This window comes from Novacetimonas cocois, assembly GCF_003311635.1.
In the GTDB taxonomy this organism is placed as follows: Bacteria; Pseudomonadota; Alphaproteobacteria; order Acetobacterales; family Acetobacteraceae; genus Novacetimonas; species Novacetimonas cocois.
In genome coordinates, this window is the sequence record NZ_QEXL01000010.1 from 92811 (window position 1) to 116452 (window position 23642).

At 64.4% G+C, this 23642-nt stretch carries 30 protein-coding genes; 12 read left to right on the plus strand and 18 right to left on the minus strand.

Going from position 1 to position 23642, the window contains the following annotated elements:
- Positions 1–25: 25 nt before the first annotated feature.
- Entirely contained in the window at positions 26–1069 is a 1044-nt protein-coding gene (locus NJLHNGOC_RS08840) for an MBL fold metallo-hydrolase (RefSeq protein ID WP_113596060.1), read from the plus strand.
- Here NJLHNGOC_RS08840 and NJLHNGOC_RS08845 read toward each other — a convergent pair.
- Positions 1042–1668 carry a TetR/AcrR family transcriptional regulator gene (locus NJLHNGOC_RS08845; RefSeq protein ID WP_113596061.1) on the minus strand — a complete coding sequence of 209 codons (627 nt, stop codon included), beginning with the start codon at positions 1666–1668 and terminating at the stop codon, positions 1042–1044. The genes NJLHNGOC_RS08840 and NJLHNGOC_RS08845 overlap by 28 nt on opposite strands.
- Before the next feature lie 657 nt (positions 1669–2325).
- Here NJLHNGOC_RS08845 and NJLHNGOC_RS08850 point away from each other — a divergent pair.
- Positions 2326–2514 carry a hypothetical protein gene (locus NJLHNGOC_RS08850; RefSeq protein ID WP_206057819.1) on the plus strand — a complete coding sequence of 63 codons (189 nt, stop codon included), beginning with the start codon at positions 2326–2328 and terminating at the stop codon, positions 2512–2514.
- Positions 2515–2823: 309 nt separating this feature from the next.
- Here the strand turns inward: NJLHNGOC_RS08850 and NJLHNGOC_RS08855 are convergent, their stop codons facing one another.
- The gene (locus NJLHNGOC_RS08855; protein WP_113596122.1) at positions 2824–4290 is read right to left on the minus strand and encodes an alginate export family protein; all 1467 of its coding nucleotides are present in this window, start codon (positions 4288–4290) and stop codon (positions 2824–2826) included.
- A gap of 875 nt (positions 4291–5165) precedes the next feature.
- Here NJLHNGOC_RS08855 and NJLHNGOC_RS08860 point away from each other — a divergent pair.
- From NJLHNGOC_RS08860 to NJLHNGOC_RS08875, 4 genes are read left to right on the plus strand one after another with little or no spacing between them, the layout of a single operon-like run.
- Positions 5166–6191: a sulfate ABC transporter substrate-binding protein gene (locus NJLHNGOC_RS08860; RefSeq protein ID WP_113596062.1), complete on the plus strand. Its 1026-nt coding sequence runs from the start codon at positions 5166–5168 to the stop codon at positions 6189–6191.
- 28 nt (positions 6192–6219) lie between these two features.
- On the plus strand, positions 6220–7101 hold the full coding sequence (cysT, locus tag NJLHNGOC_RS08865) for a sulfate ABC transporter permease subunit CysT (RefSeq protein ID WP_113596123.1): 882 nt from the start codon (positions 6220–6222) through the stop codon (positions 7099–7101).
- Between the two features lie 14 nt (positions 7102–7115).
- A complete protein-coding gene (locus NJLHNGOC_RS08870) occupies positions 7116–7955 on the plus strand; it encodes a sulfate ABC transporter permease (protein WP_113596124.1) in 840 nt (279 codons plus the stop codon).
- Positions 7952–9046 (plus strand): sulfate/molybdate ABC transporter ATP-binding protein, encoded by a 1095-nt coding sequence (locus NJLHNGOC_RS08875; protein WP_113596063.1) that lies wholly within the window; start codon positions 7952–7954, stop codon positions 9044–9046. Before NJLHNGOC_RS08870 ends, NJLHNGOC_RS08875 begins: the two co-directional genes overlap by 4 nt.
- Before the next feature lie 322 nt (positions 9047–9368).
- On the opposite strand, the gene NJLHNGOC_RS08880 is transcribed toward NJLHNGOC_RS08875, so the two are convergent.
- The 5 genes from NJLHNGOC_RS08880 to NJLHNGOC_RS08905 form a co-directional block, all read right to left on the minus strand.
- Entirely contained in the window at positions 9369–9548 is a 180-nt protein-coding gene (locus NJLHNGOC_RS08880) for a CsbD family protein (RefSeq protein ID WP_113596064.1), read from the minus strand.
- A 587-nt stretch (positions 9549–10135) separates the two neighbouring features.
- Positions 10136–10351, minus strand: coding sequence for a hypothetical protein (locus NJLHNGOC_RS08885; RefSeq protein ID WP_113596065.1), 216 nt, complete (start codon positions 10349–10351; stop codon positions 10136–10138).
- A gap of 305 nt (positions 10352–10656) precedes the next feature.
- Positions 10657–10914 (minus strand): hypothetical protein, encoded by a 258-nt coding sequence (locus tag NJLHNGOC_RS08890; RefSeq protein WP_113596066.1) that lies wholly within the window; start codon positions 10912–10914, stop codon positions 10657–10659.
- A gap of 385 nt (positions 10915–11299) precedes the next feature.
- A complete protein-coding gene (locus NJLHNGOC_RS08900; protein WP_239021432.1) occupies positions 11300–11503 on the minus strand; it encodes a hypothetical protein in 204 nt (67 codons plus the stop codon).
- A gap of 93 nt (positions 11504–11596) precedes the next feature.
- Entirely contained in the window at positions 11597–11890 is a 294-nt protein-coding gene (locus tag NJLHNGOC_RS08905; protein ID WP_408890741.1) for a hypothetical protein, read from the minus strand.
- Positions 11891–11973: 83 nt separating this feature from the next.
- Between NJLHNGOC_RS08905 and NJLHNGOC_RS15675 the strand changes: the two genes are divergently transcribed.
- Entirely contained in the window at positions 11974–12204 is a 231-nt protein-coding gene (locus tag NJLHNGOC_RS15675; RefSeq protein ID WP_133258716.1) for a hypothetical protein, read from the plus strand.
- A gap of 123 nt (positions 12205–12327) precedes the next feature.
- Here NJLHNGOC_RS15675 and NJLHNGOC_RS08910 read toward each other — a convergent pair whose 3' ends face one another.
- The gene (locus NJLHNGOC_RS08910; RefSeq protein ID WP_113596070.1) at positions 12328–13131 is read right to left on the minus strand and encodes an SDR family NAD(P)-dependent oxidoreductase; all 804 of its coding nucleotides are present in this window, start codon (positions 13129–13131) and stop codon (positions 12328–12330) included.
- A 122-nt stretch (positions 13132–13253) separates the two neighbouring features.
- On the opposite strand from NJLHNGOC_RS08910, the gene NJLHNGOC_RS15940 reads away from it, so the two are divergent.
- The 3 genes from NJLHNGOC_RS15940 (at position 13254) to NJLHNGOC_RS15945 (ending at position 14209) form a co-directional block, all read left to right on the plus strand.
- Positions 13254–13397: a hypothetical protein gene (locus tag NJLHNGOC_RS15940; RefSeq protein ID WP_165829164.1), complete on the plus strand. Its 144-nt coding sequence runs from the start codon at positions 13254–13256 to the stop codon at positions 13395–13397.
- A 156-nt stretch (positions 13398–13553) separates the two neighbouring features.
- The gene (locus tag NJLHNGOC_RS08915; protein ID WP_239021433.1) at positions 13554–13763 is read left to right on the plus strand and encodes a hypothetical protein; all 210 of its coding nucleotides are present in this window, start codon (positions 13554–13556) and stop codon (positions 13761–13763) included.
- Between the two features lie 260 nt (positions 13764–14023).
- On the plus strand, positions 14024–14209 hold the full coding sequence (locus tag NJLHNGOC_RS15945) for a hypothetical protein (RefSeq protein WP_165837899.1): 186 nt from the start codon (positions 14024–14026) through the stop codon (positions 14207–14209).
- A 177-nt stretch (positions 14210–14386) separates the two neighbouring features.
- Here the strand turns inward: NJLHNGOC_RS15945 and NJLHNGOC_RS08925 are convergent, their stop codons facing one another.
- Both NJLHNGOC_RS08925 and NJLHNGOC_RS08930 read right to left on the minus strand, forming a co-directional pair.
- Entirely contained in the window at positions 14387–15304 is a 918-nt protein-coding gene (locus tag NJLHNGOC_RS08925; protein ID WP_165837900.1) for a metallophosphoesterase, read from the minus strand.
- Positions 15305–15698: 394 nt separating this feature from the next.
- Positions 15699–15851 (minus strand): DUF3309 family protein, encoded by a 153-nt coding sequence (locus tag NJLHNGOC_RS08930; RefSeq protein ID WP_110530085.1) that lies wholly within the window; start codon positions 15849–15851, stop codon positions 15699–15701.
- 213 nt (positions 15852–16064) lie between these two features.
- Between NJLHNGOC_RS08930 and NJLHNGOC_RS08935 the strand changes: the two genes are divergently transcribed.
- Positions 16065–16322, plus strand: a complete 258-nt coding sequence (locus tag NJLHNGOC_RS08935; RefSeq protein WP_113596073.1) for a hypothetical protein — start codon at positions 16065–16067, stop codon at positions 16320–16322.
- A 251-nt stretch (positions 16323–16573) separates the two neighbouring features.
- On the opposite strand, the gene NJLHNGOC_RS08940 is transcribed toward NJLHNGOC_RS08935, so the two are convergent.
- From NJLHNGOC_RS08940 to NJLHNGOC_RS15950, 7 genes are all read right to left on the minus strand, one after another.
- Positions 16574–17035 carry a hypothetical protein gene (locus tag NJLHNGOC_RS08940; RefSeq protein WP_113596074.1) on the minus strand — a complete coding sequence of 154 codons (462 nt, stop codon included), beginning with the start codon at positions 17033–17035 and terminating at the stop codon, positions 16574–16576.
- 158 nt (positions 17036–17193) lie between these two features.
- Entirely contained in the window at positions 17194–17814 is a 621-nt protein-coding gene (locus NJLHNGOC_RS16330; RefSeq protein ID WP_239021434.1) for a hypothetical protein, read from the minus strand.
- A gap of 98 nt (positions 17815–17912) precedes the next feature.
- Positions 17913–18464 (minus strand): hypothetical protein, encoded by a 552-nt coding sequence (locus NJLHNGOC_RS08950; RefSeq protein WP_113596075.1) that lies wholly within the window; start codon positions 18462–18464, stop codon positions 17913–17915.
- A gap of 136 nt (positions 18465–18600) precedes the next feature.
- The gene (locus tag NJLHNGOC_RS08955; RefSeq protein WP_113596076.1) at positions 18601–18924 is read right to left on the minus strand and encodes a hypothetical protein; all 324 of its coding nucleotides are present in this window, start codon (positions 18922–18924) and stop codon (positions 18601–18603) included.
- A gap of 243 nt (positions 18925–19167) precedes the next feature.
- Positions 19168–19623, minus strand: a complete 456-nt coding sequence (locus NJLHNGOC_RS08960; protein ID WP_206057820.1) for a hypothetical protein — start codon at positions 19621–19623, stop codon at positions 19168–19170.
- Positions 19624–19851: 228 nt separating this feature from the next.
- Complete coding sequence (locus NJLHNGOC_RS08965; RefSeq protein ID WP_165837901.1) at positions 19852–20871, minus strand: Gfo/Idh/MocA family protein; 1020 nt, start codon at positions 20869–20871, stop codon at positions 19852–19854.
- Positions 20872–20965: 94 nt separating this feature from the next.
- On the minus strand, positions 20966–21208 hold the full coding sequence (locus NJLHNGOC_RS15950) for a hypothetical protein (RefSeq protein ID WP_165837902.1): 243 nt from the start codon (positions 21206–21208) through the stop codon (positions 20966–20968).
- Here NJLHNGOC_RS15950 and NJLHNGOC_RS08970 point away from each other — a divergent pair.
- Positions 21207–21620, plus strand: coding sequence for a hypothetical protein (locus tag NJLHNGOC_RS08970; RefSeq protein ID WP_113596126.1), 414 nt, complete (start codon positions 21207–21209; stop codon positions 21618–21620). The two genes, NJLHNGOC_RS15950 and NJLHNGOC_RS08970, sit on opposite strands and share 2 nt — an antisense overlap.
- A gap of 68 nt (positions 21621–21688) precedes the next feature.
- On the opposite strand, the gene NJLHNGOC_RS08975 is transcribed toward NJLHNGOC_RS08970, so the two are convergent.
- Complete coding sequence (locus NJLHNGOC_RS08975) at positions 21689–23326, minus strand: phosphoethanolamine transferase (RefSeq protein WP_113596078.1); 1638 nt, start codon at positions 23324–23326, stop codon at positions 21689–21691.
- Positions 23327–23642: the final 316 nt, after the last annotated feature.

Consider the following 23642-nt stretch of genomic DNA (forward strand, 5'->3'; position numbering starts at 1 on the left):
GTCCCCTTCGCCGGAGAGTGCCTGCATGTCCCTGTTTCGCGTGTCCGACCATTGTGACGGAGCCCGTTTTTATAACCCCGCCAGCATTCTGCCGCCCGGATGGCGTCCGCGCGGGCTGCGGGCGTGGGACATCTGGAAATGGCAGCGCAATCGCCCGCCCTCCGACTGGCCCGCATGGATCGACAATCCCGTTCCCACCGGCGACCCGCGCCAGCCACCGCCGGCAGGCGCGATTCAGGTGACCTTCATCGGCCACAGCACCTTCCTGCTGCGTATCGCGCGGGCCGACGGGTCGGTGCTGACGGTCCTGACGGACCCGATCTTTTCCATGCGCTGTTCGCCGGTGCAATGGGCCGGGCCGCGCCGCGTGCGCGCGCCGGGGCGGCGGATGGCGGACCTGCCGCCGGTTGACGTCATCCTCGTCTCCCACTGCCATTACGATCATATGGACCTGCCGTCGCTGCGCGCGCTGGCGCGTCGGGGGGATGACCCGCTGGTGGTCGTGCCGTCGGGCAACGCGCGGCACCTGCGCCGCACCGGGCTGCGGCGCGTGGTCGAACTGGACTGGTGGGACAGTGTGGAGCTTGCGGATACGCGCATCACCGCGACGCCCGCGCGTCATGCCGCCGCCCGCACGCCGTTCGACCGCAACCGCAGCCTGTGGGCGGGCTTCATGCTGCGGGTGGCGGGGCCGCAGGGCGTGCGGCAGGCATTCTTTGCCGGGGATACGGCGCATGGCCGTCACTGGGGCATGATCCGCGACCGGCTGGACGCGCCGGACGTGGCGCTGCTGCCGGTCGGGGCCTATGACCCGCGCGACCTGATGGCGTCCGTCCATGCAACACCGGAGGAGGCATGCGCGGGGTTCATGGAACTGGGCGCGCGGCGGGGCGTGGGGATGCATTTCGGCACGTTCCGCCTGACGGACGAACCGATGGACGAACCCGTGCGCAGGCTGGCGCGCGCCGTGGCGGCGGCGGGACTGCCGCCCGATGCCTTCACCACGCTGGGGCATGGCGAATGTCGCGACATCGCGTGCGTTCAGCCCGCCACCGCCGACGTGCGATAGGGGCGCACGCCCATCAGGATGTCCCGCGTTGTCCGCAACGCGCGGGCCAGGCGGCCCGGTTCGCGGTGGATCCTGAACGCCACCGCGTTTCCCAGCCAGTAATGGAACAGTTCGCGCGCCACGTCCGCCGGGTCAGTGACCGGACAGATCGATCCGTCCGCCACCCCCGCGCGGATCCCCCCGTCGAGGAGCGAGACCAGCATTTCGATCCCGTCCACCATCACCCTGCGCATGTCTTCGGAAAACTCGCTGACCTCCGCACCGATCTTGACGATCAGGCATTTCTGCCGCGGGTCGGGGCCGGTTTCGCACGCCACCCATGATGACCAGTATTCCATCAGCCGATCCCGCCCCGACAGGTGGGTGCGCGACAGGAACCCGCGAAGCGTCGCCACATGTTCGGCAATGCCGTGCCGCAGCAGTTCCTGTCCGAACACGTCCTTTGACGCGAAATAGTAATAGAACGATCCCTTGGGCACGTGGGCTGCGGCAAGCACGTCATTGATGCTGGTGCTGGCAAAGCCCCGCTGCGCGACCAGGGGCCATGCCTGTTCCAGCAGCAGCAGACGGGTGGCGGATTGCATCGGGGTGGCGGCCATTACGGGCGATCAGTTCCGGCGCGGGGGGATGGGTTCATGGACATGCGTGGCAAGTCTAGCGCAACATGCGAGAAGTAAAACATGCTTATGATATACAGATTTATTCCATGATGGTGACGGATGCGCCGCCGCAGGAACGGGACAGCGCACGGTGACATGCATACCCGTTCCGCCCGTTCCTGTCAGGGGGGCGGGATGTCAGGGAATGTATCATCGCGCATGTATCGCGGCGGGACCCCACGAAATCACGCCGCATTTTGTATGTTTGTTCCCGTGATGGGGGATTCGTCATTCCCCGCCAGAATGACTGTCGGGCACAAGTCTGTCATGAAACACGTGTTTCTGATATATTGTTATATATAAACAATAAAATCATGATTTCAAAAACAACAAAAATAATAGTTGTTTTTAAATAAAACATCACAGATTCGTTTTATGCTTGACATCCCATCCCCCGCTGATAGGGTGCGGACGTCATCAGGACGGTATTTTCCATCCAGGGATCAGCATCATGACGATATGCATGCGTGGCTATGGCCGATGTTGGGGACCCGTCATGCGGGCACACCCCGGATATTCCCCCCCGGCGCGATAGGCAGTCATCGGATCTGTCGGAATCGTCCCGGAATGGCACAGGATTTTTTCGGATTACAGATCATGCTTGAATCAACAATCATTGAAATTGACGGCATCTTTGTCGGAACCGCGATCGTGCTGGCGAACGTTGCGGGCCGACGGTTTTACGCCACCCACGACCGGGTGCGCGCCCTGCATAACGCCGTGCTGCCCGACCTTGGCAGCCTGCGCCGGCGCGTGGCCCGCCTGTTCCGCGCCACCACGCCCTGAGCGGGGCCGGATTGTCCCGTTCAGGATAATCCCTGTCCGGCGCAACATGAAATCAATGTACGGTGTCGGTCATCCGCTGCCAGTCATGCTGCGGATGACCGGCCCCAGATACCGGCCTCAGATAAAAACGACAAAAGTTTCCGGGGGTTGCCTTTTTTCAGAAAGGCGACGTTCTTCGAAGTTTTTTTGAAAAAACTTCACCAAAAACTTTTATGATTTCAGGGTATTGTCAGGCCGATCTTTTCAGGCGGTCTCCGGGCAGTTTTCCAAAAAACTTTTGTGATGACACGATGCTTTGTCACCGTGCCGTCAGAACCGGAACACCAGGTTGGACTGGTAATAGGTTCCGCTTGACCCGCCCGCCGCGTTCAGGGCGCGCGAGGTCATGAAGCGCGAGACATACTGCGTCCATGACAGGTGGGTATTGATCTGCCACGCCAGCGACGCCTGCGGCGCCATGCCGATGAACTTTCCCCCGAAATTCCCAGAAAAGCTGTATGCGCCAGAGGATTTGTAAACCCGGTCGTTCGTGCTGTCGCGCCAGAACAGGGGATACTTGATCTGGATGCTGACGGATTTGAAGGGCGTGATGCGCACCAGCGGCGCAAAGCTGATGAGGTTGGACGCCGTCATGTAGGTCGTGGTGTCGAGGTAGTTCGTCTGCGGATTGAAAGGCGAGATGTAGGTCCCGATATCCCCGCTTTTCCGGGCGTCATTGCCGCCCGAATACACGTCCGTCTGGATCCCGGCAAACGTATGCAGGTGGTCCTTTGGCACGCGGTAGCCGACGATGGAGTTGATGGCATAGGCGCTGACATTGCGCGCGACGTTGGTGCCGGCGTAACGGAAGACGCCGCCCTGCCATATGCCGCCGACTGAAAATTCGATCGGCCCGGCCTGTCCGTGCCAGCGCACGCCGAAATTGTTGCGCGTGTTCGATCCCTGCGCCGTGCCGGTCGCCGTTGAAATCGCCCCGGCCGAGCCCGACAGCTTGTAGCCGATATAGAACGCATCGACGAAGGAATAGCCCCGTTCGCCAAGGAAGCGGAAATCCGGCGGCGCCCATGTGGTGTCGAAGCCGTACAGGCGCGTGGCGTAATTTTCCGTATCATGGAACATCTTGTTTTCGCTGTCGTTCGTCTGCACGAAATCCCACGCATCAATGCGGATGCGTTTCCAGATGGCATAAGCGCGAAACCCGTCCCATGACAGTGGCACGTTGGGCGTTTCACGGTTGTACAGCATGTAGGACGGCGCATCGAGGAACTGCTGGCGTCCGAACATGAATCCTGTCTTGGCCCCCAGCAGGTTCCACTTCGTCTCCACGAACGCCTGCTGCGCATCCAGCCGCTTGCGATAGGTGGAGCCATAGCCGTATCCGCCCCACCCGGCCGCATCGGCATTGATCAGCTGTCCGAAGAAACGCAGGTGCGTGCCGATATGCAGGTCCGCGCCATACAGGTTGCGCACGCCAAAGCGCCCGGAATCGTTGGGTTTCTGCGTGCCGAGGTTGGGGCGGGATTCGAACCAGTTGCGCAGCCGCGTCTCCCCCGAGAAGCTGATCCACACCGACCCGCTGGAATTGAGGGGGATGTATTTCAGCACGTCGAACGGGTCGCCATGTTTCGTGCTGTTGCGCAGACGGCTCCAGTCCTCGGCCCAGGGGGCGACGCCGTACTGGCCCACCGGGCCAAAGCCCGCGGCCTCCCCATTGCCGCGATTGAACACGCCCCAGTCATAGGGATGGCCGTTGATGCGGTTCTGCGCCCCGGTCATGACGATCGGCTGTCCCACCGGGTTGGCGTGGGGATAGGTCTGGATCGGCGGACGTGGGCCGACATGCACCGTCAGGTTTTCGGGCTGTCCCCCGGTGGATTGTGTCCCGGCGGACGTGCCCGGCGTCGCGGGGGCGGGCGTCGCCGTGGCGGATGTTTTCGCAACCTCGCGTGCGCCCGGTGCCGCATGGGTGGACAGGCGGTGGGTGGGCGTCACGTCCGTGGCCGCGTGGGCGCGCGTGCCCGCCATCGTGCCCATGGCCCCCAGCGGCAGGACCAGCGCGAAGGCCGCCGCCGGCCGGACAAGCAGGCCCCGCGCGCCGCGAACGCCGGCAAAGGGGACGCTGGCGATGTGTCTGCTGGCGATGTCCCCACTGGTGATGCCCCCATTGGCGACGGGACCATTGGCGGTGTGGGAAATGATGGCCTGCGGGCCTGTCGCTGCTGACCGTGGAAAAGGTGCCATGGGGGGACGGGCCATCTTTGCGAAGGGGGAATGGAAAGGCAGGGATATCCGTAATGTGTTTTTATAATACGGTCAACGACGTTAGTTTATGAAACACAACACAATGAAAGTAATTACGTAAAACGCTACCGAGGCCGGAATCATGAAATGAAAATAACTATATGATATATAACAATAAACATGAACATCTGGGCCGCCATCCCCGTGGCGCATATACCACACATACATATGTAATTTACACGAAACACGAACCTGAAAGATGATTATTGACAGGTTTCCGGCGTGTAAATTAGGGTATTAAACGATTGAATATGGTTTATTATCCACCCTCCCGATCCCGGTGGCGCGGCCCATAGGCGGCGCGCGGGGACGGGACGCGCCACGCGGGATGCCGACGGGAAAATCCTATCATGAAACCATCGTCCTTTTTCACACGTCGCGATGTGCTTGGCGCGGGGCTGGGCGGGGCCGCGCTGCTGGCGTGGCGGCCGCGCGCGGCGCGGGCGGCGACGGGGCTGCTCAACGTCTCCTACGACCCGACGCGCGAACTGTATCAGGAGATTGACCGCGCATTTTCCGCGCAGTGGGCGCGCGCGCATGGCGGCGCGGCGGTCATGGTGCGGACCTCCCACGGGGGATCGGGCGCGCAGGCCCGCTCCGTGCTGGAGGGCGCGCCCGCGGACGTGGTGACGCTGGGCCTTGCCTATGACATCGACATGCTGGCTGCCAGCGGCCTGCTGTCCGCCGACTGGCAGGGGCGGCTGCCGCACAATTCGACGCCGTTCACCAGCACGATCGTCTTTCTGGTGCGCAAGGGCAATCCGAAGAACATCCATGACTGGCCCGACCTGATCCGTGACGGGGTGGAGGTCGTCACCCCCAACCCCAAGACATCGGGCGGGGCGCGCTGGAACTACCTTGCCGCGTGGGGATGGGCGCTGCGCCAGCCGGGCGGCACGCCGGACACGGCGCGGGCGTACCTACGGTCGCTGTTTTCGCATGTCCCGGTGCTGGAAACCGGCGCGCGCGGCGCGACCAACAGCTTCGTTCAGCGCGGATCGGGCGATGTCCTGCTGGCGTGGGAGGACGAGGCCCTGATGGCGACGCGCGACATCGGGCCGGACCAGTTCGATATCGTGGTGCCGCCGCTGACCATCCTTGCCGAACCGCCGGTCGCGGTGGTGGACCGCAATGCGAAGGCGCATGGCACGACGGAACTGGCGGGGGCGTACCTGGATTTCCTGTTCACCGACGCGGGACAGCGGATCGGGGCGAAACATTATTTCCGGCCCGTCACGCCCGCCATCCTGTCGGAAAACCGCGCGACCTTTGCCGATACCGCGACATTCGACATCGCCTCGCTGGGCGGGTGGGCGCAGGTGCACAGGACGCATTTCGCCGAAGGCGGCGTCTTTGACGGCATCTATGCCCGATGATGTCGCCCCGATGACGGCGCGTAACGCCATGACCGCCACGGCGGCGTGGGCGCGGGCCCGCATCGCCCCGCGCGGGCGTGATGGCCTGCCGGGCCTGCGGGTCGGGCTGTCGCTGACGCTGGCGTGGCTGGGGGCGCTGGTGGTCCTGCCGCTGGCGGCACTGCTGGCGCGGCCGTGGGCGGATGGGATGGGCAGTGGCCTCGCCGTGTTCTGGCACATGCTGCATGACGGGCGGATGCTCGCCGCGCTGCGGGTCAGCTTCGTCTCCGCCCTTGTGGCGGCGGCGGCGGACCTGCTGCCCGGCGTGGTGATCGCATGGGCGCTGACGCGTGGGGACATTCCGGGGCGGCGGGTCATCGATGCGCTGATCGAACTGCCCTTTGCGCTGCCGACGGCGGTGGTGGGCATCACGATGGCGACGCTGTATGGCCCGCATGGCTGGATCGGCGGGCCGCTGGCGCGGCTGGGGCTGAAGGTCGCGTTCACCCCGGCGGGGATTGTCGTGGCGCTGATGTTCGTGGGCCTGCCGTTCGTGGTGCGCACCGTGGCCCCCGTGCTGCGCGCCCTGCCGCGCGAGGCGGAGGAGGCGGCCCGCACCCTTGGCGCGACGCGGGTGCAGGTGATCGCGCGTATCATCGTCCCCGCGCTGTATCCCGCGCTGCTGACGGCGTTCGCCATGGCGTTCGCGCGCGGGGTGGGCGAATACGGGTCGGTCATCTTCATCGCGGGGAACCAGCCGTACCATACCGAAATCGCGCCGCTGCTGATTGTCATCCGCCTGCAGGAATATGACACGCGGGGCGCCAGCCTGATCGGGGTGGTGCTGGTGGCGGTGGCCCTGGCCTCGCTCGGGGGGATCGCATGGCTGCGCCGGCGCGTCGCGCGGGGCGGGCCGGGGGGTGGCGTATGATAAGGACGGGCGACATGACGACGCGGGCCGGGCGCTGGGCCTTTGCCGCGCTGGTGTGGCTGCTGGTGGGGGTCATGGTGGTGCTGCCGCCCGCGCTGGTGTTCGCCACCGCGCTGCGCCACGGCCTGGTTGCCGCGCTCGATACCCTGCGCGATCCCGATGCGCTGTCGGCCATCCGCCTGACGCTGGTGATGACGGGGCTGGCGGTGGCGATCAACACGTTCTTTGGCGTGATGGCGGCATGGACGCTGGCGCGGTTTTCCTTTCCGGGGCGCGGGCTGCTGATCGTGCTGGTGGAACTGCCGCTCAGCGTATCGCCCGTGGTGGGGGGGCTGGTGTGGCTGCTGGTGTTCGGGACGCAGGGATGGTGGGGGGCGGTGCTGGAACGCTTGGGCTTTCCCGTCATGTTCGCCCCGCCGGGCATCCTGCTGGCGACGCTGTTTGTCACCTTCCCCTATGTCACGCGCACGATGATGCCGATGCTGCGCCACATGGGCCGCGCGCAGGAGGAGGCCGCCGTGATGCTGGGGGCCGGGATGTGGCGGGTCCTGTGGCACGTGACCCTGCCGGGGGCGCGTTCGGCGCTGCTGTCGGGGGTGCTGATGACCACGGCGCGGGCGATGGGCGAATTCGGCGCGGTGTCGGTCGTGTCGGGCCATATTCCCGGCCTGACGGAAACGATGCCCCTGCATATCGAGACATTGTATAACGGGTACCAGACGGTCGCCGCCTTTGCGATGGCGGCGCTGCTTGCGCTTATGGCGATGGGTGTCGTCGCGGCGCGCGGCGTGGTCGGGCGCATGGGCAGGAGCGGCGGGGACGTCGCGGCCCGCGGGATTGGGGACATGGCATGAGCTTACGCCTTGAACATCTGACGCGCCGCGTCGCGCGGCATGGCCGCCCGATTGTCGATGACGTCTCGCTGGAGGTCGCGGACGGCAGCTTTACCGCGCTGCTGGGGCCGTCGGGCGCGGGCAAGACGTCGCTGCTGCGGATCATCGCCGGGCTGGACGCGCATTGCGACGGGCGCGTGTTCATCAATGCGCAGCGCGTGGACATGATGGAGGCACGGTCGCGCAACATCGGTTTCGTGTTCCAGAATTACGCCCTGTTCGATCATATGACGGTCGCGCGCAACATCGGATTCGGCCTGTCGATCCGTCCCCGCGCCCTGCGGCCCGATCGCGCGGGCATCGCCGCGCGGGTGGAGGAACTGCTGGAACTGATGCACCTGCCGGGCATGGGGGGACGGTATCCGCACGAACTGTCGGGCGGACAGCGGCAGCGCGTGGCGCTGGCCCGCGCGCTGGCGACGGGGCCGCGCGTGCTGCTGCTGGATGAACCGTTCGGCGCGCTGGACCCGCTGGTGCGGCGGCGGATCCGCGGCTGGCTGCGTGATCTGCATGACCGTCTGGGCCTGACCACCATCCTTGTCACCCACGACCGGCACGAGGCGTGCGAGCTGGCGGATGCCATCGCCCTGATGCGCGACGGGCGGATCGTGCAGGCCGGCAGCCCGCAACAGCTGCTCGACACGCCCGCGACCCCCTTTGCCATGGAGTTCATGGGCGAGGTCACGCGCCTTGCCGGGCGGGTTGTGGGGGGACGCTTCATCGCGGACCTGCCCGATGTGCGGCCCGTCATGGCGGGCGGGCCGGATGGCGTGGCGGAACTGCTGGTGCGGGCGGGGGACGTGCGCCTGCTGCCGGGGCAGGGGGCTGCGACGGCGTGGCTGCGTCAGGCGCATGGACCGATCGGTACGTTCGATGTCATGAGCGGACCGGACACCATCCGCCTCGATGCGGTGATCCCGCCGGGCGACGGGCGCATTGTCGTCAACTGCGCGCTGGACGTGTCCGCCGGGCGGGTGGCGCGGGACGGGCAATGGCTGGGGGCGACGGATGTTCCCGCGCCATCGGGCAGTGCCTGCGTCGCGCGGGCCTGAGCCTGGTGGAAAAGGGGGGGATGGTTTCCGGGTGTTGCCGTTTTTTGGAAATGTGATGTTCTTCTGAAGCTTTTTGAAAAAAGCTTCACCAAAAACTTCTTTTGTGATGATGCGGGGTTTTTGGGGGTGGTGTCCGGAACGTCCCGACGATGGAGGGCATAAAAAACGCATGCCACGGGGGGGGACCATGACATGCGTGAAGTAATTTCTGCGCCCCGGTTGGCCGGACCCGGCCCTGCTGTCCCGCACCGTGGGGGATGGCGGGGACACGGGCAACAGGGGGGACGGAATTGACGATCCGTCTCCTCCGGTCGCAGGGGGGCTAGATCTTGTTGATCGTGCCCTTGACGCCGCCGACGGCTTTTTCGGCGCTGCCCTTCAGCTTCTGGGCGGTGCCCTTGGCCTCCAGTTCCTCGTTGCCGGTTGCCTTGCCGACGCTTTCCTTGATGGAGCCAACGGTCCTGTCGGCCGTGCCCTTCATCTTGTCGGTGAATTCACCCATGATTGCGATTCCTGATTCCATTATGTTCGGACCGGGCCTGCCCGTGCCAGCGCGTTCGCGCCGATACGTCGGTCAGTATGTCCGATGACCGGACCGGATCGGTCGGCCATATGGTTCAAACGTCGTGCCCGATGCGGGGTTGCATGTGGACCGACAAAAAATAATCCGAATTTACTGTCCGTTTCCATGTATTTCATGAATCTTTATTCATGATTTATTTACACATATCTGCGATACTGAACCCGACAGTATCCCGGAATCATAAAAGGTTCTGGTGAAGATTTTTGCAAAAGCTTCGAAAGACATGACATCTTTCAAAAAAGAAACATCTGTTTCGATCGGCAGCCTGTTTCAGGACAAAACCTGAAACATGACAATGTCTGTTCATGCAGCACCATGCCGCTGTGCGGATAGGGCGGGCGGAACATCCATCCCGCCCGCCCGGTGGCCGTCATGAAGGAAAACGGCGGAGGTTCCCGGTTTCCATATTTTTGAAAAACACGGCGTCCATATCGGTTTTCCGGAAAATTCCCACAGCGGGAACATCGTCGCGACGGGCGGGATGCTTCGCCCGTCGCAATGCCTCCTTACCAGTAGGGATAGACCGGCGGCGGCGGTGGAGGCGGTGGCGGGCCATAGCCCCAGATGGGCGGCGGCGGCCTGCGCCAGACTGGCGGCGGGGGCCGGTGCCATCGCCGTTCATGGCGGGGGCCGTAGTAATAACCGGGGGGTCGCGCCATCGCAAGGACGGGCGACATCCCGACCAGCAGCAGCGCCAGCGCGCCGAGTATTTTCCTGTTCATCGTCAATCTCCACAACGGGTCGGTCATGTGCCATCCGACAGAACGATTGCGGCAACAGTGGGGAGGGAACGGGGCACGGTCCTGATGGCGGTCAGCCGAGCATCAGGCGCAGCGCCACCAGGAATGCCATTGCGACGGCAAGGGAAACCATCCCCTCGATAAGCTGTTCCTTCATCCCTGTTTCCTTCCCGATCTGCCGAAGGTTTTTTCAGCAGATCATTAAGGTCGCGCGAAACAGGTGACAAGGCGGGGTATTGCCGGTGGGTCGTCATGTGCCGGTGGGGCGCGGTGCGGCGGGCCGTGCCCTACCACCCCCGGCCGGGCGAGGGACCGCCGGGACGGCCGCCATACTGGCCACCGCCATGATACCCGTCGCGATAATATCCGTCGCGGTGGTGGTGATGCCAGTCGCGGCCGCCGTAACAGCCCGCCAGCGACATGAAGCACGCGAAAATCGCAATCGGGCGCAGCCATGTCATGAAAATGCTTCCCCGGCGGACATGCGCGCGCATGACAGCGTGATGGCGTTGCGCGATGGTGGGGAATGGGCCGGATGTTGTCATGATGATATGTCCCGTGGCCCGTCATGGGCCCCAAACGCAGGCGCATGTGGATACGCGCCCGGATTCATGAAAGGGAACGGATGGCCGGATGCAGGGTTGCCTGTCCTGCGCATGATCCTCCATTCCCCCTTTTCGTGGCATGGGTCCGCCCCGTTCCCCCCTTGCACAGGGCGGAGACGAACGGGGCAGGAACATGAGGTGCCGGGGAAATGTGGCGGATTTCGGCCATGTTGATGGCGCGATGAAAAAACCGCCGGAACGGACGGTACGCCAGGCCGGATGGGGATGGATGGCCGCGATGATGCCAAAAGGCTGTCGCGACCGTCCATGATGTCGCCCCGCCATCGAATGCGATATCCGGCGCGCGGGTGGGGGAGGGGGAAGGTCAGTCGTTGCCTGTGGCGCGGTCGAGGCTGCGCCCCGCCTTTTCCGCCGGTCCCTTGGGCGGGTCAAGGGTGTCCTGAACCTTGTTTCCGAAGTGGTCCACCTTTTCCCCCGCTGTTTCATGATGCCGCTTGCATCCGGCAAGGCCGGTACACGCCAGCGTAAGCGACAGCGTCAGGATGGTCATGGCGCGTGTGGTTTTCATGGTTGGGTTGGCTCCAGATAAAGGAGTACGCAAAACGCCTGCCCTGACATCCGGTTGCCTGCGGGGCGGGGTTTTCGCGTGCCCCCCGTCACGTCAGACGTGATCGCCGGAGGGCGCCTTCTGCGCCGGGGCGGGGGGCATCGTGCTGTCGGGGGTGGCGGGATGGAACATGGCGCGGCAGCGCGGTGACAGGCGATCGCTCTTGCGCTGCAGGCATGCGGCGATCCGCCCTTCGTCGGGGATGGACGTCGCGCACAGGCGCAGCGCGTCGCCCTGGCACGCGCTGGCCTGTCGCTGGCGGGTGGCGTTGTCCCTGCCCATTGCCGGAAACGTGCCGAGCACGCCGCCAAGCAGCATCGCGGTCATCAGAAATGGAAATCGTCGCATGCCCGTCCCGATCAGGTCACAATCACTGGGTTCGGGTGCCCAACGCATAACGCAACAGCGGGTTCGACGGGCATGCGGACAGGATGGCACAGAAGGAAACGTTCCCGTTATGGACGGAAGGTTTCGAAAAACCGGTTTCCCTGTTCCGGGGGCGGGTGAAAACGGAAAAGCAGTTTCTGGTGATGCTTTGCGAAGACGCCGCTTTTTTGAAAAAAGGCGGCACCCGAAAACCTTTACCGGCTTTTCGTCACGACATGACTGCCGGGCTGTATCCTTGGAAATCGTCTGGGGATACAGATCCGGCAATATCCTGAAAATTGTAAAGGTTTCTGGTGAAGCTTTTTGCAAAAAGCTTCGTAAAACATTGCCTTTCGTGAAAAAGCGACACGTGGAAGCTCGTATCGCTTTTCATCAGCGGGCTGTTTTCAGACAGCCTCTTACAGGATGCCGCCCGCGATCGGCAGATTCACGCCGGTCATGTAGCTTGAATCCTCGCCCAGCAGGAATTCCACCACGCCGGGGATTTCGTCGATATTGCCATAACGGCGCATCGGCACGCTGCCGATCATCTGTTTCGCGACCTCTTTGGGGTCGGTGGAGAAATACTGGCTGCCGACCTTCGCCTGCAGTTCCACCTGCCGGTCCCACATCATGCCCGGCCCCATGAAGGCGGGGCTGATGGCGTTGACGCGGATGTTGTAGGGCGCAAGGTCCTTGGACGCCACTTCCGTCAGGCCGACGATCGCGAATTTCGACGCGGCATAGGCCGCCATGTTCGGCGGCCCCTGCACGCCGGCCATGCTGGCGGTGTTGACGATGCGCCCGAAGCGACGGTCGATCATGTGCCGCGCCACGGTGCGCAGGACATGGAACGCGCCGCGCACGTTGATGTCCATGACGCGGGCGAAATCGTCCTCGGGGTAATCCTGTACCGGTGCGAACGCGCCCTGGTACCCGGCATTGTTGAACAGGAAGTCAATGGCGCCGAAATCGGCCACGACGGCGGCGATGGTGTCGCGCACCGCCCCGATGTCGGTCACGTCGCAGATGTACGGACGCGCCGCCACGCCATGCGCCGCGACATCCGCCACGGCGGATTTCAGCGCGTCGGCATTCATGTCCAGCAGCGCCACCGCCGCGCCCGACTGCGCCAGCCGTTTTGCGCATGCCAGCCCGATATTGCCTGCCGCCCCGGTGACGACCGCCACCTTGCCAGAAAATCTGTGGGTTTGTCCTGTCATGAAGATGTCCTTTGTGAAACCGGCCGGATTTTATACGCAACTCCCCCCGGCGCGATCTGTTGGCACCTTATGGATGGGGTGAGCAATTACCCATGTCAACACGGTTGAAGGAGAGGCGTTTTATGGGACGCATCACGAAAATCACGGCGGCTTTCGCCCTGCTGGGCGCCCTGGCGGCGTGTGACAAGCCCAAGCCGCATGGCGGCGGGTCCGATGACGGGGGCGGCCCCGGCGTCAGCACCCATGGCGGCACGGCGCCGCAATAGGGGATAATTTTCCCCCCCCTTTTCCATCCTGCTTTCATCCCGTCCCCATCTGCTTTCGACGCGTCCGGTATCGCGACAGGCGGTATCCGGCGATGGATGGCGCGTACGCGCTGCGCGGCGGGATTTCCCGGTCAGTAAAAAATTATGGAGTGCCCGATGCGCCATGTCCCCATGCGCCACGCCCCGATGCACCACGCGATGACGCGTATTGTATGTATCCTCATGCTGGTGGGGGTGGCCGCCTGTTCCGCACGGCATGCCGCCCCGCCGGGTGGCAGCAGCGCCCCCAACGGCATGGGCGGCGTCAGCGGATCGCCACAGCAGGCGGGCGGCGGCCCCGGTAGCGCGGGTGGCCCCGGAATGTGATGCGGCCGGATGTGCCCCGTGTGATGGGGCCCTGCATCATGGAAACATGCGTGCGGCGGGGATGACCGGATGACGGCGTCCGCAATATCGCGCCCACGGCGTGGCGGTCCCTGTCAATGCGGCTTATGTCACTGTCGCCATGACATTCTTATGATCGGCGGCGACGCGAATTCATGAAAAATCCACATTGTAGGATGGGCGATTGCGATATGCTGCCTTTCATACAGTGCTGGTTACCGCTGCATGACGGAGGTTACGCCATGAAACGCTCGATCCGACAGATTCCGCGCGAAATCCGCGACGAATGGAAACAGACGCTGGTGCATGCCTGGAATCGCACCGGCCGGCCCGCCCTGCGGGAATGGCCGAATCGTACCGTGGTCAAGGACGTGATGGAACAGGCGCTGTGCGCCGAACGGCCCTGCGCCGCGCCCTCTGGCGCCTGACGGCGGCGCGGCGATTCAGGGATTGTCTGGAAAAGGTGGTCCCGGTCATTCCTTGAAATGATGAAGGTTTTGGGTGTCGCCTTTTTTCTGGAAAGGCGGCGTTCTTTGAAGCTTTTTGCAAAAAGCTTCACCAAAAACTTTTATTTCTGTTGTCGGCAGTCTCTCTCTGTGGGTGTTTCAGCCCGCGTGGGGGCGCTTCTTTTCCAGATTCGTCCCGCCGCCCCGCGCGGTGATGATCCGCACCGCGCCGTTGGTGATCGCGGCGGCGGCGACGATTCCCGTCACGCTCGACCCCGCATCCAGGCCCAGGCGGTGGCCTTCGGGGCGCAGGTCCCCGATTTCCTTGCAGACATGGTCCGGCCCCACGGGAATCCGGTGTTCGAACGTATGGCCGTGCACCACGAACCAGTTGCCGGGCCACGGGGTGGGGGCATCGTAAAACGCCTCGCGGACCCACAGGGGATTGTCCTCGTCATCGAGGAGGAGCGGGTTATAGGCCCGCGCCCACGCGACCGGGTCGGGCACGGTGGGGTCGATGCCGGCATGCATCACCAGAAGCGAGCCGATGGCGCGGAAGACGGCGATGGGCGGACGCCCGTCCGCGCCGGGCCGCCATCGGGAAATGCCATAATCGATCAGCGAACGCGCCTCCTCCGCGCCGAGGCCGGTGCTGACCGCCGCACGGATCAGTGCGCCGCGCCGGTCGTCGGGCGTGCTGATCCACGGTGTCAGCCAGCCGCCACCATTGCGGAAGAAGATTTTGGGATAATCGCGGTTGAACATCGGCGCGAACAGCATCTGTTCATGATTGCCCGGCAGGGCGAAGAACGCGATGTCCGTCCCCGGCAGCCGTCCGCGCCGCGCGTATTCCAGCGTATCGACAAGGCAGCCGATGCTGTCCGGTCCCCGGTCGATCACATCGCCGAGCGAGGTGCAGGTCGCGGTGGGAAAATGTTCGGCGCAGAACCGCAGCAGCGCCGTCAGGTGCGCGCGTTCGCCATGCACGTCGCCGATGACGAATTCCACATGCCCGTCCGGCAGCGACACGGGGGCGGGGATTGGCGCGCTGGTGTGGAGTGTGATGGGCTGTGGCATCGGTGCTGGCATTCCCGGCATGGTTTGGACGCGTCGGCGTCGTGACACGCCGCCCGGTCCCGTCCGGGTGTCCTGGCCGCATGTCACGGTCATGATACGCAATCATAACCGATTCCGCCGCCCGGTTGCACCCGCCGCTGTCATGTAATCACGAAATGTCCCATGATCGTCAAGGAAGTTTCCGGCAGAAGCCTCCCTGCCAGAAAGCATCGGGAAGCCTGCATCATGTCCGGACATGCCCCCTGTGCCGGACGCGCGGTGCCTGATGCGCGGCCCCGTCCTGTCCCGAACGGTACACACCGGATCGGCCGCCGTCATCGCGTGGCCTGTCACGAAAAAAGGCGGCAGGAATGGTCCCGCCGCCTTTTGCCTGTCCGCGCCGTGGCGGCGGGCGTCATATTCGCCCCATGATCATCAGCACCACCAGCACCAGCACGACAAGGCCCAGCGCGCCCGAGGGGTAATATCCCCATCCCGAACTGTATGGCCATGTCGGCAGGGCCCCGATCAGCAGGATGACGATGACGACAAGAAGGATGTTGTTCATTGTTCGGACCTTCGGGATGGGGGCGTCGCCGCATCGGCATGCGTGGCGACCTCGTCCCGCGATAACCCCACAGGAACGGCGAAGTTCCCGGTCCCGTGCCAAAGGATTCACGTCATGGCGGCGGTATTGCCAACCGTCCGGTACGCGCACGGTCGTGCGGGAACTTTGCCGCGCATGGCGGGTTGTCCCGGCACAGTGGTAAGGACAACGCCCATGCGCCCTGCATCATCCATCGATTTTCTTGCGAACCGTCCCGGTCCCGGCCTTGGCATCCCGCCGGAGGCCCCGCCCGACCCGCATCCCGAAGACCAGGATCCTGCCCTTCCGCCAGGTGGGGAGGACGACGACCTGCCCGAGCCCCTGCAGCTGCCGGAACATACGGACGTGGATACGTGGGATAACGAAGGCGGCGAGGACGAAGACGTGGACGGCGACGAGGACATCGCGGATCCCGACGACCCGGATGCCTGACGCCCGCCATGCCACGTCATCCAGAAGGCTGCCTTTTCAGGCAGCCCAGATAATACATTGAAATCATAAAAGTTTTTGGTGAAGCTTTTTGCAAAAAGCTTCGAAAGATGTCGCCCTGTCCAGACAGAAGGCGACACCCGGAAACTTTTACTGCGTTCTGTCAGCGACTTCTTTCCAGACAGATCCAGAAAAGTTTCTGGTGAAACCCTTTCCCCGGAAAGCTTCAGGGAATCCTGCCCCCCGGGCCCTGCTCAGGGGGAGCAGTCGGTTGTGACCAGCCCGTCGGCAAGCGGCATGGAAGTGCAGTGTTCCTGATGTTCGCGCAGTTCAAGGTTCTGCGCCTGCGCATCCGACGCGGCATGGGCATAGGCCTTGTGCACCGCCTCGTTCAGCTGGTTCCTCGCGTCCTCGCGCGAAATGGTGCCCTGATCCAGCTCCGCCCCCAGCCGTTTCATCGTCCCGGCCAGTTCGTTGATCGCGTCATAGCTGATCCCCGCATTGGCCCCGGCCTCGTACATGGCGGATGCCTCGCACGTTGCGCGGCGTTCGAAATTGCCCTTGATGGGGGGGAACTGCTGTTTGCACGCAATGGTCTTGCCACGCATGATCGACAGCTGTTCCTGCACGCGCTGCTGCTGTGTCGGGCCGGAGGAGCACGACGCCAGCGTGGGAAGCACGCATGCGGAGAGCAGGAGCAGGAAATATTTCCTCATTTTCATACAAATCCCGGACGTGAATACCGCCCCGGCCTGTTGCGACGTGATGTATCGCGGCGTCGGGGCCTGCGCGAACAGGGGGCGGGGATGCCTGCCGGTCCGGCCCGCCGGGATCCTGTCCGGCAGGGGAACCGGGCCATCCTGCCCCCGACGGATCAGTGGCGGAAGTCCGCCGCGCCCGGCAGGTTCGATGCCGGCGTGGTGGTCGTGCCGATCCCGCCCGGATCGTTGATCATGCCACCTGTGGTGGACGCGCCCGACGACCCCGCGCCATACGCGCCGCCGCCGTCATACGCACCCGTCCCGGCGCCGGTGCCATTTGTCCCGGTGCCGTATCCCGTGGCGCCATATCCCGTCGTGCCGTATCCCGTGGTGACGCCGGACCCGTAACCGGGAAAGCCCGTGCCCGTCGTCCGCGCGCCCGTGATGCCCGCGCCTGTCGTGCCCGCGCATCCCTTGGCCTCCTGAACACGGTGCAGGGCCTCCATCTTGCCCTTTTCACGCGCCAGCAGTCCCTTGACGTCGCTGCCGGTCATTTCCGACAGCGGCAGCCCCACCATCAGGACGCCCCACGTGTCGGTCTTGTGCGCGCGGTGCTGCTTGTCCGTCAGGGTCTGCAGTACGTCGCCTTCCTTCAGTTCCGCCTCGCCCAGCTGCTGGCAGCTGAGGCTGGAATAGGCCGAATCGGGAACATAGGTGGGCTGGACGTCCTTGGGGCTGGCGGCGCATCCCGCCAGCAGCGCCATACCGCCAAGCAGCGGGACAAGCTTGTTCATCGGGTTCTCCGTGCATGATGACGGCGTCTTGTCGCATGTCCGGGGAAACGTGGCTATGTAACTGACTGTAACTTTATGTTGCCATAATGTAAGAATCCTCAGTCATCGCCAAAGTAGTTTTCACATGTTCCTTTGGTACACTGCGAATTCAGCAGAACTCCGTCCTTGCTCACCAGCCCGGCGTGGTAGGTATAGGTGTGTTGCATGCCGTCATGATGCACCGACGGCATGCGGATCGTCAGCGTATCGCCCTGCACGCTGGCACGCGGGGTGTCGGAACAGGTGCCGAAGAAATTGGTGTGGCGTTCCTTTTTCCCGCTGACCTGCATCACGGCATAGGTCGCGGGACACAGGGAACCGCCGATGCTCTGCACCAGCACGATGTCGCTGTCGCCCATCGGCAGGACCTGCGCCAGCATCAGGCCGCTGTTGCCCGCCAGGGTGGGATGGACGACATGCCCGCGCCATGTGATGCGGTCGTTGCGGATGGCGACGGTGCCGAAACGCGTCTGGACCTGCCGCGCCTGCTGCGCATGGGCGGTGCCGGTGGCCAGACCCGTCGCGGCCACCAGCCCGAGGGCCAGCATGCCCCCCGCCAGGGAGCGTGGAAAAATGCGCGACGGGCGCGCCCTGTGCGGAAAATGCGTCATCTTGGCGAAAGTCCTGTCCGTGCGGCACGCAGGCGTGCCTGCCCTCCCTCATGTCGTTTCGGTCTAGTCCCTTTGGCCGCGCGTGGCGAGGGGGGCGCACCGGTCGCGGCCCCGGCCGGGATACGAAACGGGGGGATCAGGACGTCATGCGGGTGATGGCCTGGCAGTAATACAGGAAGGCAAGGCGCAGCGCGCGGTCATCCTGCCCCTGCGTGATCTTGCGCAGGGTTGCGGCGGTGGCGTCGGTGCCCGCCTTCAGCCGGTCGATCTGCGTGATGTCGGGCATGGTGATGTCGGCGACCGTCAGGTCCTGCCCCGGCTTTGCGGCCGACAGGCGGTAATCGATCAGCGCCTCCGACAGGGCGGTCGGCAGGGCGCGGCCTTCGGCCGGGACCTCGTCATCGGACAGGATGTTGTCCAGCGCCGCAAGGAAGCGCGTGCGGATTTCGGTTGCGTTCATCAGGAATGCCTTTCTTGGGGCGGGGATGGTCGTCCGCCACGCGGCGCATGCCGCGCGGGCGGTGACAGGGCGATACCACGTCCGGCGGCGCGGGGCGAATTTGCGCACCCCGGCCCGTGGGGAAGGGCTGTCGTCGGGGGGCGTTATGTGTGGAAAGTGGGGGGCAGGACGCCGCCTTTTTGGAAAAAGGCGGCACCCAAAAACTTTTATTCTTTTTGTCAGTGGGTTGTTTTGATGTGATTTTTACAGGCGGTCGTGCATTTCGCTGCGGATGGCGTTGCATTTGCGCGTCAGCATTCCCGCCTGTGATGCGGTCATGAAATTGATGACGAACGCCCCGATCAGCGAACCGAACGACAGCGCGACCAGCACCTTGCCCAGCGTGGAGATCGGGTCATTGTAATGCTGCGCCGAATACCACAGCAGCACCAGGCTGACGACGGAACCGACCACCCCCATCACGCCCGTGGATTTGAGGAGGGAGTCCTCCTCGTTGCTGAAGGCGGACGCCTCCTTCCACAGCAGGTACATCTTCTGGTCCATCTCGCTGACGCGTTTTACGTGCGCGGCCTGCGATTCCTCGTCCTGGTGGCGCGTGGTCTTCTTGTGGCGTTCCAGTTCCTGCTGCGCCTTTTCAAAGACGCGGCGGCGTTCCTTTATCGCGGGCAGGCTGATGTCCACAAAGCTCAGGATCGCCATGTTCAGCCCCGCGGAAAGCTGCACGATTGCCTGGAACTCTCCCCATGTCACCCAAGTCACCTGAATTGCCGTCCATTTCGCCAGTTGGGTCCGCAGTGTCGTACGCGTATCGCACGCGGGGTTATAGAACGGTTTTCCCCCACATGGCAGCACCCGTGATGCAGGGCCTCCATCACGCGGCGTTATGGCTGTGGGCGCGCGCGCCCTGCCCGATGGCGGGGGCCGCCGTCAGGGAAGGATGCGGAATGACGGGTCGGCGGGGCGGCGCTGTCCCGCCGACAGGATATCCTCCACCAGGGCGACGGGACGGTAATCGATGTCGGACGCGCCCGCATGGACCAGCTTTTCAAACCGGCTGTAGACGCATTCATATTCATGCGCCCCGCGCAGCGTGACCGCCACCCCGTCCAGCGACAGCCCGCCGCCGCCCTGCGACAGCAGCAGCCTGCGGCCATTGTCCAGGGTCCATGCGATGTCCCAGACCTCGGTCCCGCGATGGGTCCAGTCGAATATCCCCTCCACCCCGTCCGGCAGGGACGGCGTGGCCCACCGCACCTGCGCGGTGCAGGGGGTGGCGGCCCCCGCCGGGATGTCCAGCGTGGCCCCGGTCACGAACAGGGGTTCGTCCATGACGGCGCATGCGATCGACAGCGCGTTGATGCCCGCGTCGAACACGCCGTGGCCGCCGGGTTTCCAGAACCAGTCCGCGCCCGGATGCCATTTGCGCACGTTTTCGCGCCACGTGACGCGCATGCCCCGCACGCCGCCCGACGCCAGGATCTGCCGCGCCGGGTCGATGGCCGGGGCGCAGGCGGCATGCCACGACGTCATCAGGGTGCGCCCCGCCGCGTGCGCCAGCCGGTGCAGGTCCATCGCCTGGGCCAGGATGGGGGTGGGCGGTTTTTCCAGCATCACGTGCCACCCGGCCGCCAGCCCCTGCGCCGCCAGCGCGTAATGGGTGGCCGGCGGCGTGCAGATCGCCACCGCGTCCACCGCCATGCCCGATCGTATCAGGCTGTCCATCGATGAAAACAGCTTGAGGCCGCCGGTCGCCTCTGCCCACCATGCGACGGGCGTGGGGTTGACCCCGGCCACAAGCTCGAATCCCGCATGGGCGCGGATGACCGGCACATGCTGCGTATGGGCGATCGTCCCGGTGCCGATGATGGCGATGCGGATGGGCGGCGCGGCGCGCGTGGGTGTCGCGGCAGGAATGGCGGAGGGCGGCGGTCGGGGGGATGCGGTCATTGCGGTCGGCTCCCTCATGGCGCGGGCCGGGTCGTGGCCCCGGCTACTGCATGGTTTCCATCGCATGGTTCCGGCCCACCCCGGGCGGCCAGCATCATCGCGGCAACGCCCCGCGCTGTCCAGTCGCAACCGCGCGCGTGGCGGGCGCGTCCACGGGTGCATTGACGGGCGTGTTCGCCGGGACGGGGCGGGTCCCGTCCGTGGCGGGCATCATGGCGGCATGGGCCGCCGGATGGATTTTGGGCTTTTCAATTTCCCCGAACTCCATCACAGTGCGCCGCGCGGCCGGCCCGCATGGGGTCAGCCGGAATGTGCGTAAAAGGGATGTTGCGGACATGAGGAAAACAGGTGGCGTGGCGGCAGTGCTGTCGGTTGTGGCGGTTTCGCTGATGGCGGGGGCGCATCCCGCCCATGCGGTGTCGGAGGCGATGCTGGATTCCCTGTATATCGACCCGTCGGTCCACCTGCCGGCGGCCAGCCCGGCCTTTCCCGAATATGACATCGACGCCGACTGCAACAACGAATTTGGCGATGAAATCAAGTACGCCTGCGTTTCGGCGGAAAAGGAAAAGGCCGCCGTCCTGCGCGGCGTATGGGACGAATACCGCGACGCGGACAAGGTGGCCTGCCAGAAGCAGGTCACGACGCAGCGCCATATCCAGCTTTACAAGAACCTTGCCTTCTGCGTGGACCAGCGTCGCTATGACGCCTATGTCCGCACCCATCCTGAGGCCGCGCACCAGCCGTAAGGCGCGCCCCGGCGTCCGTTATGCCGGCGTCGATGCCCACCGCGCCCGTAACCCCGGCATGATGGCGATCAGTCCGGCATGATATGGCACTGCGCCGTGTTGTGGCTGTGGTCGTAATCGACATTGAGGTTGTCGCCATCGCCATGCACCATCCGGCGCGGACGCGCCAGCAGGGGCGAGAACACGGATTTCGTCGCATCCGCGTCCGCAAGGTGCAGTCCCGCCGCCTCGGTGATGCTGTCGGGCAGGTTCCACGTCATCAGCGGCGCGTCCAGATGCGTGCGCACGGTGTCGTACTGCGCCGGGTGGCGGGCGATCCACTGCGGTGACAGCCACATCAGGAACGGCACGGCATAGGACTGTTTCAGGTCGCCATGCTGCGGGTGGCCGGGGGTGCATTCATCCACCCGGACCCCGTGGTCCGCCACGCTGAACAGCATGTTTTCCCCCGGCGCGGCCCGCAGCATGTCCGTCACCTGCGCCAGGATATGGTCGCCATAGGCGATGCTGTTGTCATATTCCGACCCGAAATGTGCAAAGGACGGGGGATAGCGGTCGCCCACATATTCGTGGCTGCCAAAGACATGCACGACGATGAAGGTATTGCCCCGCGCCCCCCGTATGGCATCCGCGACGTGGGGGAGGAGGACTTCGTCAAGTTGCGGGCGGCTCATCATCCCGCCGCTGGCGGTGGTATAGATGATGTGCCGCGCCTGTTCGGAATAGGCCCCGATCACGCTGTCATACGGGCCAAGCCGGGGATGGTTGCTGATCCACCATGTGTCGTATCCCGCCGCGTTGAACACCGAAATCAGGTCATGTTCCGTGATGCGCGACGTCAGCACCCGGTCATATTGCGACAGGATGACCGGCACCGCCCCGACCGTATAGTCAAAGGGCGTCACCATGTCGCCAAAGCGCAGCAGTCCGTCCTCGCGCTCCATCTCCGGCGTGTCGGGCACGCCGTAACCATACAGGTGCATGTGATCGCGCCGCGCGCTTTCGCCAATCACCAGCACCACGACATGCGGCGGGTCGCTTTCGGGCGGGGCCGCGAAACGCACCGGCTGGTGGTTCATCCGCCGCGCCATGTCGGTCACGCGCCGTGTCTCGTGCCGCCCGGCCATGTATCCCGTCGCCAGGTTCCAGGGATAGGAATGGTCGTAGTAATCCTCCATCCCGTAAAAGGGGTTGTAGTTGACGGCCCTGTGGAAATCCTCGCGGTTGAACTGCATGACCCGCGCGCCCATCGGCAGCGCCAGCAGCAGCGTGAACCACCGCAGCCAGCCATGGCGTCCCCATCCCCCCGGCAGGACCGGCCCGCGCGGGCGCGACAGATAGACCCCGACCCCGCCAAGGCACACCACCGCCCACGCCAGCAGCCACGGCGCGAAGGTATGCAGGTAGCCGATGATGACCGGGACGGAGCAGTAGAACAGCACCAGCCACAGCTGCACCCCCGGCAGGTGGCCGGTCAGGTGGACGTAATACAGCGTCATCGGCAGCAGCAGCAGCGCCGGCAGCATCGCCGCCACCACCAGCCGCCGCCCCAGCAGCGCCATGAGCAGCATCTCCATCGCGACGCTGCGCATGATGCCATGCAGCGACAGGACGGAGGGCGAAAGCGCCAGCGTGACAAGGATCCAGAACCCGAAATCCCGATGGCGTGCGTGCGTGAACCTGCGAAGGATGGAGGCGGCTGTCATGGACCCGGCGATGAAGTTTGCCGCAGGACAGCATGTGTCGTCACGGATGCGCAATGGGGACGGGGGGACTGAAACGTTCCGCAATATCGCCCGCCCGGCGCGATGGTGTCCCGCCGGGGTGTGGCATGCGGGGGTGGGGATGTCATAACAAACTGATATAAAAGGAATAAAAGTTTTTGGGTGCTGCCTTTTTTCCAAAAAGGCGGCGTCCTTTGAAGCTTTTTGCAAAAAGCTTCACCAAAAACCCTTTTTACATCACGCGCCATGTTTTGCGGGTGTCGGGGCGCCTACGCGCATGTCGCCGCTTGGCGATCGT

Coding starts and splice junctions, on each gene's coding strand:
- NJLHNGOC_RS08885 (WP_113596065.1), bottom strand. CDS start 10,351: ATGAACAGGAAAATACTCGGCGCGCTGGCGCTGCTGCTGGTCGGGATG.
- NJLHNGOC_RS08850 (WP_206057819.1), top strand. CDS start 2,326: ATGCTTGAATCAACAATCATTGAAATTGACGGCATCTTTGTCGGAACC.
- NJLHNGOC_RS08855 (WP_113596122.1), bottom strand. CDS start 4,290: ATGACCGGGGCGCAGAACCGCATCAACGGCCATCCCTATGACTGGGGC.
- NJLHNGOC_RS08860 (WP_113596062.1), top strand. CDS start 5,166: ATGAAACCATCGTCCTTTTTCACACGTCGCGATGTGCTTGGCGCGGGG.
- NJLHNGOC_RS08940 (WP_113596074.1), bottom strand. CDS start 17,035: ATGAGGAAATATTTCCTGCTCCTGCTCTCCGCATGCGTGCTTCCCACG.
- NJLHNGOC_RS08950 (WP_113596075.1), bottom strand. CDS start 18,464: ATGACGCATTTTCCGCACAGGGCGCGCCCGTCGCGCATTTTTCCACGC.
- NJLHNGOC_RS08875 (WP_113596063.1), top strand. CDS start 7,952: ATGAGCTTACGCCTTGAACATCTGACGCGCCGCGTCGCGCGGCATGGC.
- NJLHNGOC_RS08955 (WP_113596076.1), bottom strand. CDS start 18,924: ATGAACGCAACCGAAATCCGCACGCGCTTCCTTGCGGCGCTGGACAAC.
- NJLHNGOC_RS08870 (WP_113596124.1), top strand. CDS start 7,116: ATGACGACGCGGGCCGGGCGCTGGGCCTTTGCCGCGCTGGTGTGGCTG.
- NJLHNGOC_RS08845 (WP_113596061.1), bottom strand. CDS start 1,668: ATGGCCGCCACCCCGATGCAATCCGCCACCCGTCTGCTGCTGCTGGAA.
- NJLHNGOC_RS08965 (WP_165837901.1), bottom strand. CDS start 20,871: ATGACCGCATCCCCCCGACCGCCGCCCTCCGCCATTCCTGCCGCGACA.
- NJLHNGOC_RS15675 (WP_133258716.1), top strand. CDS start 11,974: ATGGCACAGAAGGAAACGTTCCCGTTATGGACGGAAGGTTTCGAAAAA.
- NJLHNGOC_RS08910 (WP_113596070.1), bottom strand. CDS start 13,131: ATGACAGGACAAACCCACAGATTTTCTGGCAAGGTGGCGGTCGTCACC.
- NJLHNGOC_RS08890 (WP_113596066.1), bottom strand. CDS start 10,914: ATGACAACATCCGGCCCATTCCCCACCATCGCGCAACGCCATCACGCT.
- NJLHNGOC_RS08840 (WP_113596060.1), top strand. CDS start 26: ATGTCCCTGTTTCGCGTGTCCGACCATTGTGACGGAGCCCGTTTTTAT.
- NJLHNGOC_RS08960 (WP_206057820.1), bottom strand. CDS start 19,623: ATGGCGATCCTGAGCTTTGTGGACATCAGCCTGCCCGCGATAAAGGAA.
- NJLHNGOC_RS15950 (WP_165837902.1), bottom strand. CDS start 21,208: ATGTCCGCAACATCCCTTTTACGCACATTCCGGCTGACCCCATGCGGG.
- NJLHNGOC_RS08970 (WP_113596126.1), top strand. CDS start 21,207: ATGAGGAAAACAGGTGGCGTGGCGGCAGTGCTGTCGGTTGTGGCGGTT.
- NJLHNGOC_RS08880 (WP_113596064.1), bottom strand. CDS start 9,548: ATGGGTGAATTCACCGACAAGATGAAGGGCACGGCCGACAGGACCGTT.
- NJLHNGOC_RS16330 (WP_239021434.1), bottom strand. CDS start 17,814: ATGAACAAGCTTGTCCCGCTGCTTGGCGGTATGGCGCTGCTGGCGGGA.
- NJLHNGOC_RS08905 (WP_408890741.1), bottom strand. CDS start 11,890: ATGCGACGATTTCCATTTCTGATGACCGCGATGCTGCTTGGCGGCGTG.
- NJLHNGOC_RS08900 (WP_239021432.1), bottom strand. CDS start 11,503: ATGAAAACCACACGCGCCATGACCATCCTGACGCTGTCGCTTACGCTG.
- NJLHNGOC_RS15945 (WP_165837899.1), top strand. CDS start 14,024: ATGAAACGCTCGATCCGACAGATTCCGCGCGAAATCCGCGACGAATGG.
- NJLHNGOC_RS08925 (WP_165837900.1), bottom strand. CDS start 15,304: ATGCCACAGCCCATCACACTCCACACCAGCGCGCCAATCCCCGCCCCC.
- NJLHNGOC_RS08935 (WP_113596073.1), top strand. CDS start 16,065: ATGCGCCCTGCATCATCCATCGATTTTCTTGCGAACCGTCCCGGTCCC.
- NJLHNGOC_RS15940 (WP_165829164.1), top strand. CDS start 13,254: ATGGGACGCATCACGAAAATCACGGCGGCTTTCGCCCTGCTGGGCGCC.
- cysT (WP_113596123.1), top strand. CDS start 6,220: ATGACCGCCACGGCGGCGTGGGCGCGGGCCCGCATCGCCCCGCGCGGG.
- NJLHNGOC_RS08975 (WP_113596078.1), bottom strand. CDS start 23,326: ATGACAGCCGCCTCCATCCTTCGCAGGTTCACGCACGCACGCCATCGG.
- NJLHNGOC_RS08915 (WP_239021433.1), top strand. CDS start 13,554: ATGCGCCATGTCCCCATGCGCCACGCCCCGATGCACCACGCGATGACG.
- NJLHNGOC_RS08930 (WP_110530085.1), bottom strand. CDS start 15,851: ATGAACAACATCCTTCTTGTCGTCATCGTCATCCTGCTGATCGGGGCC.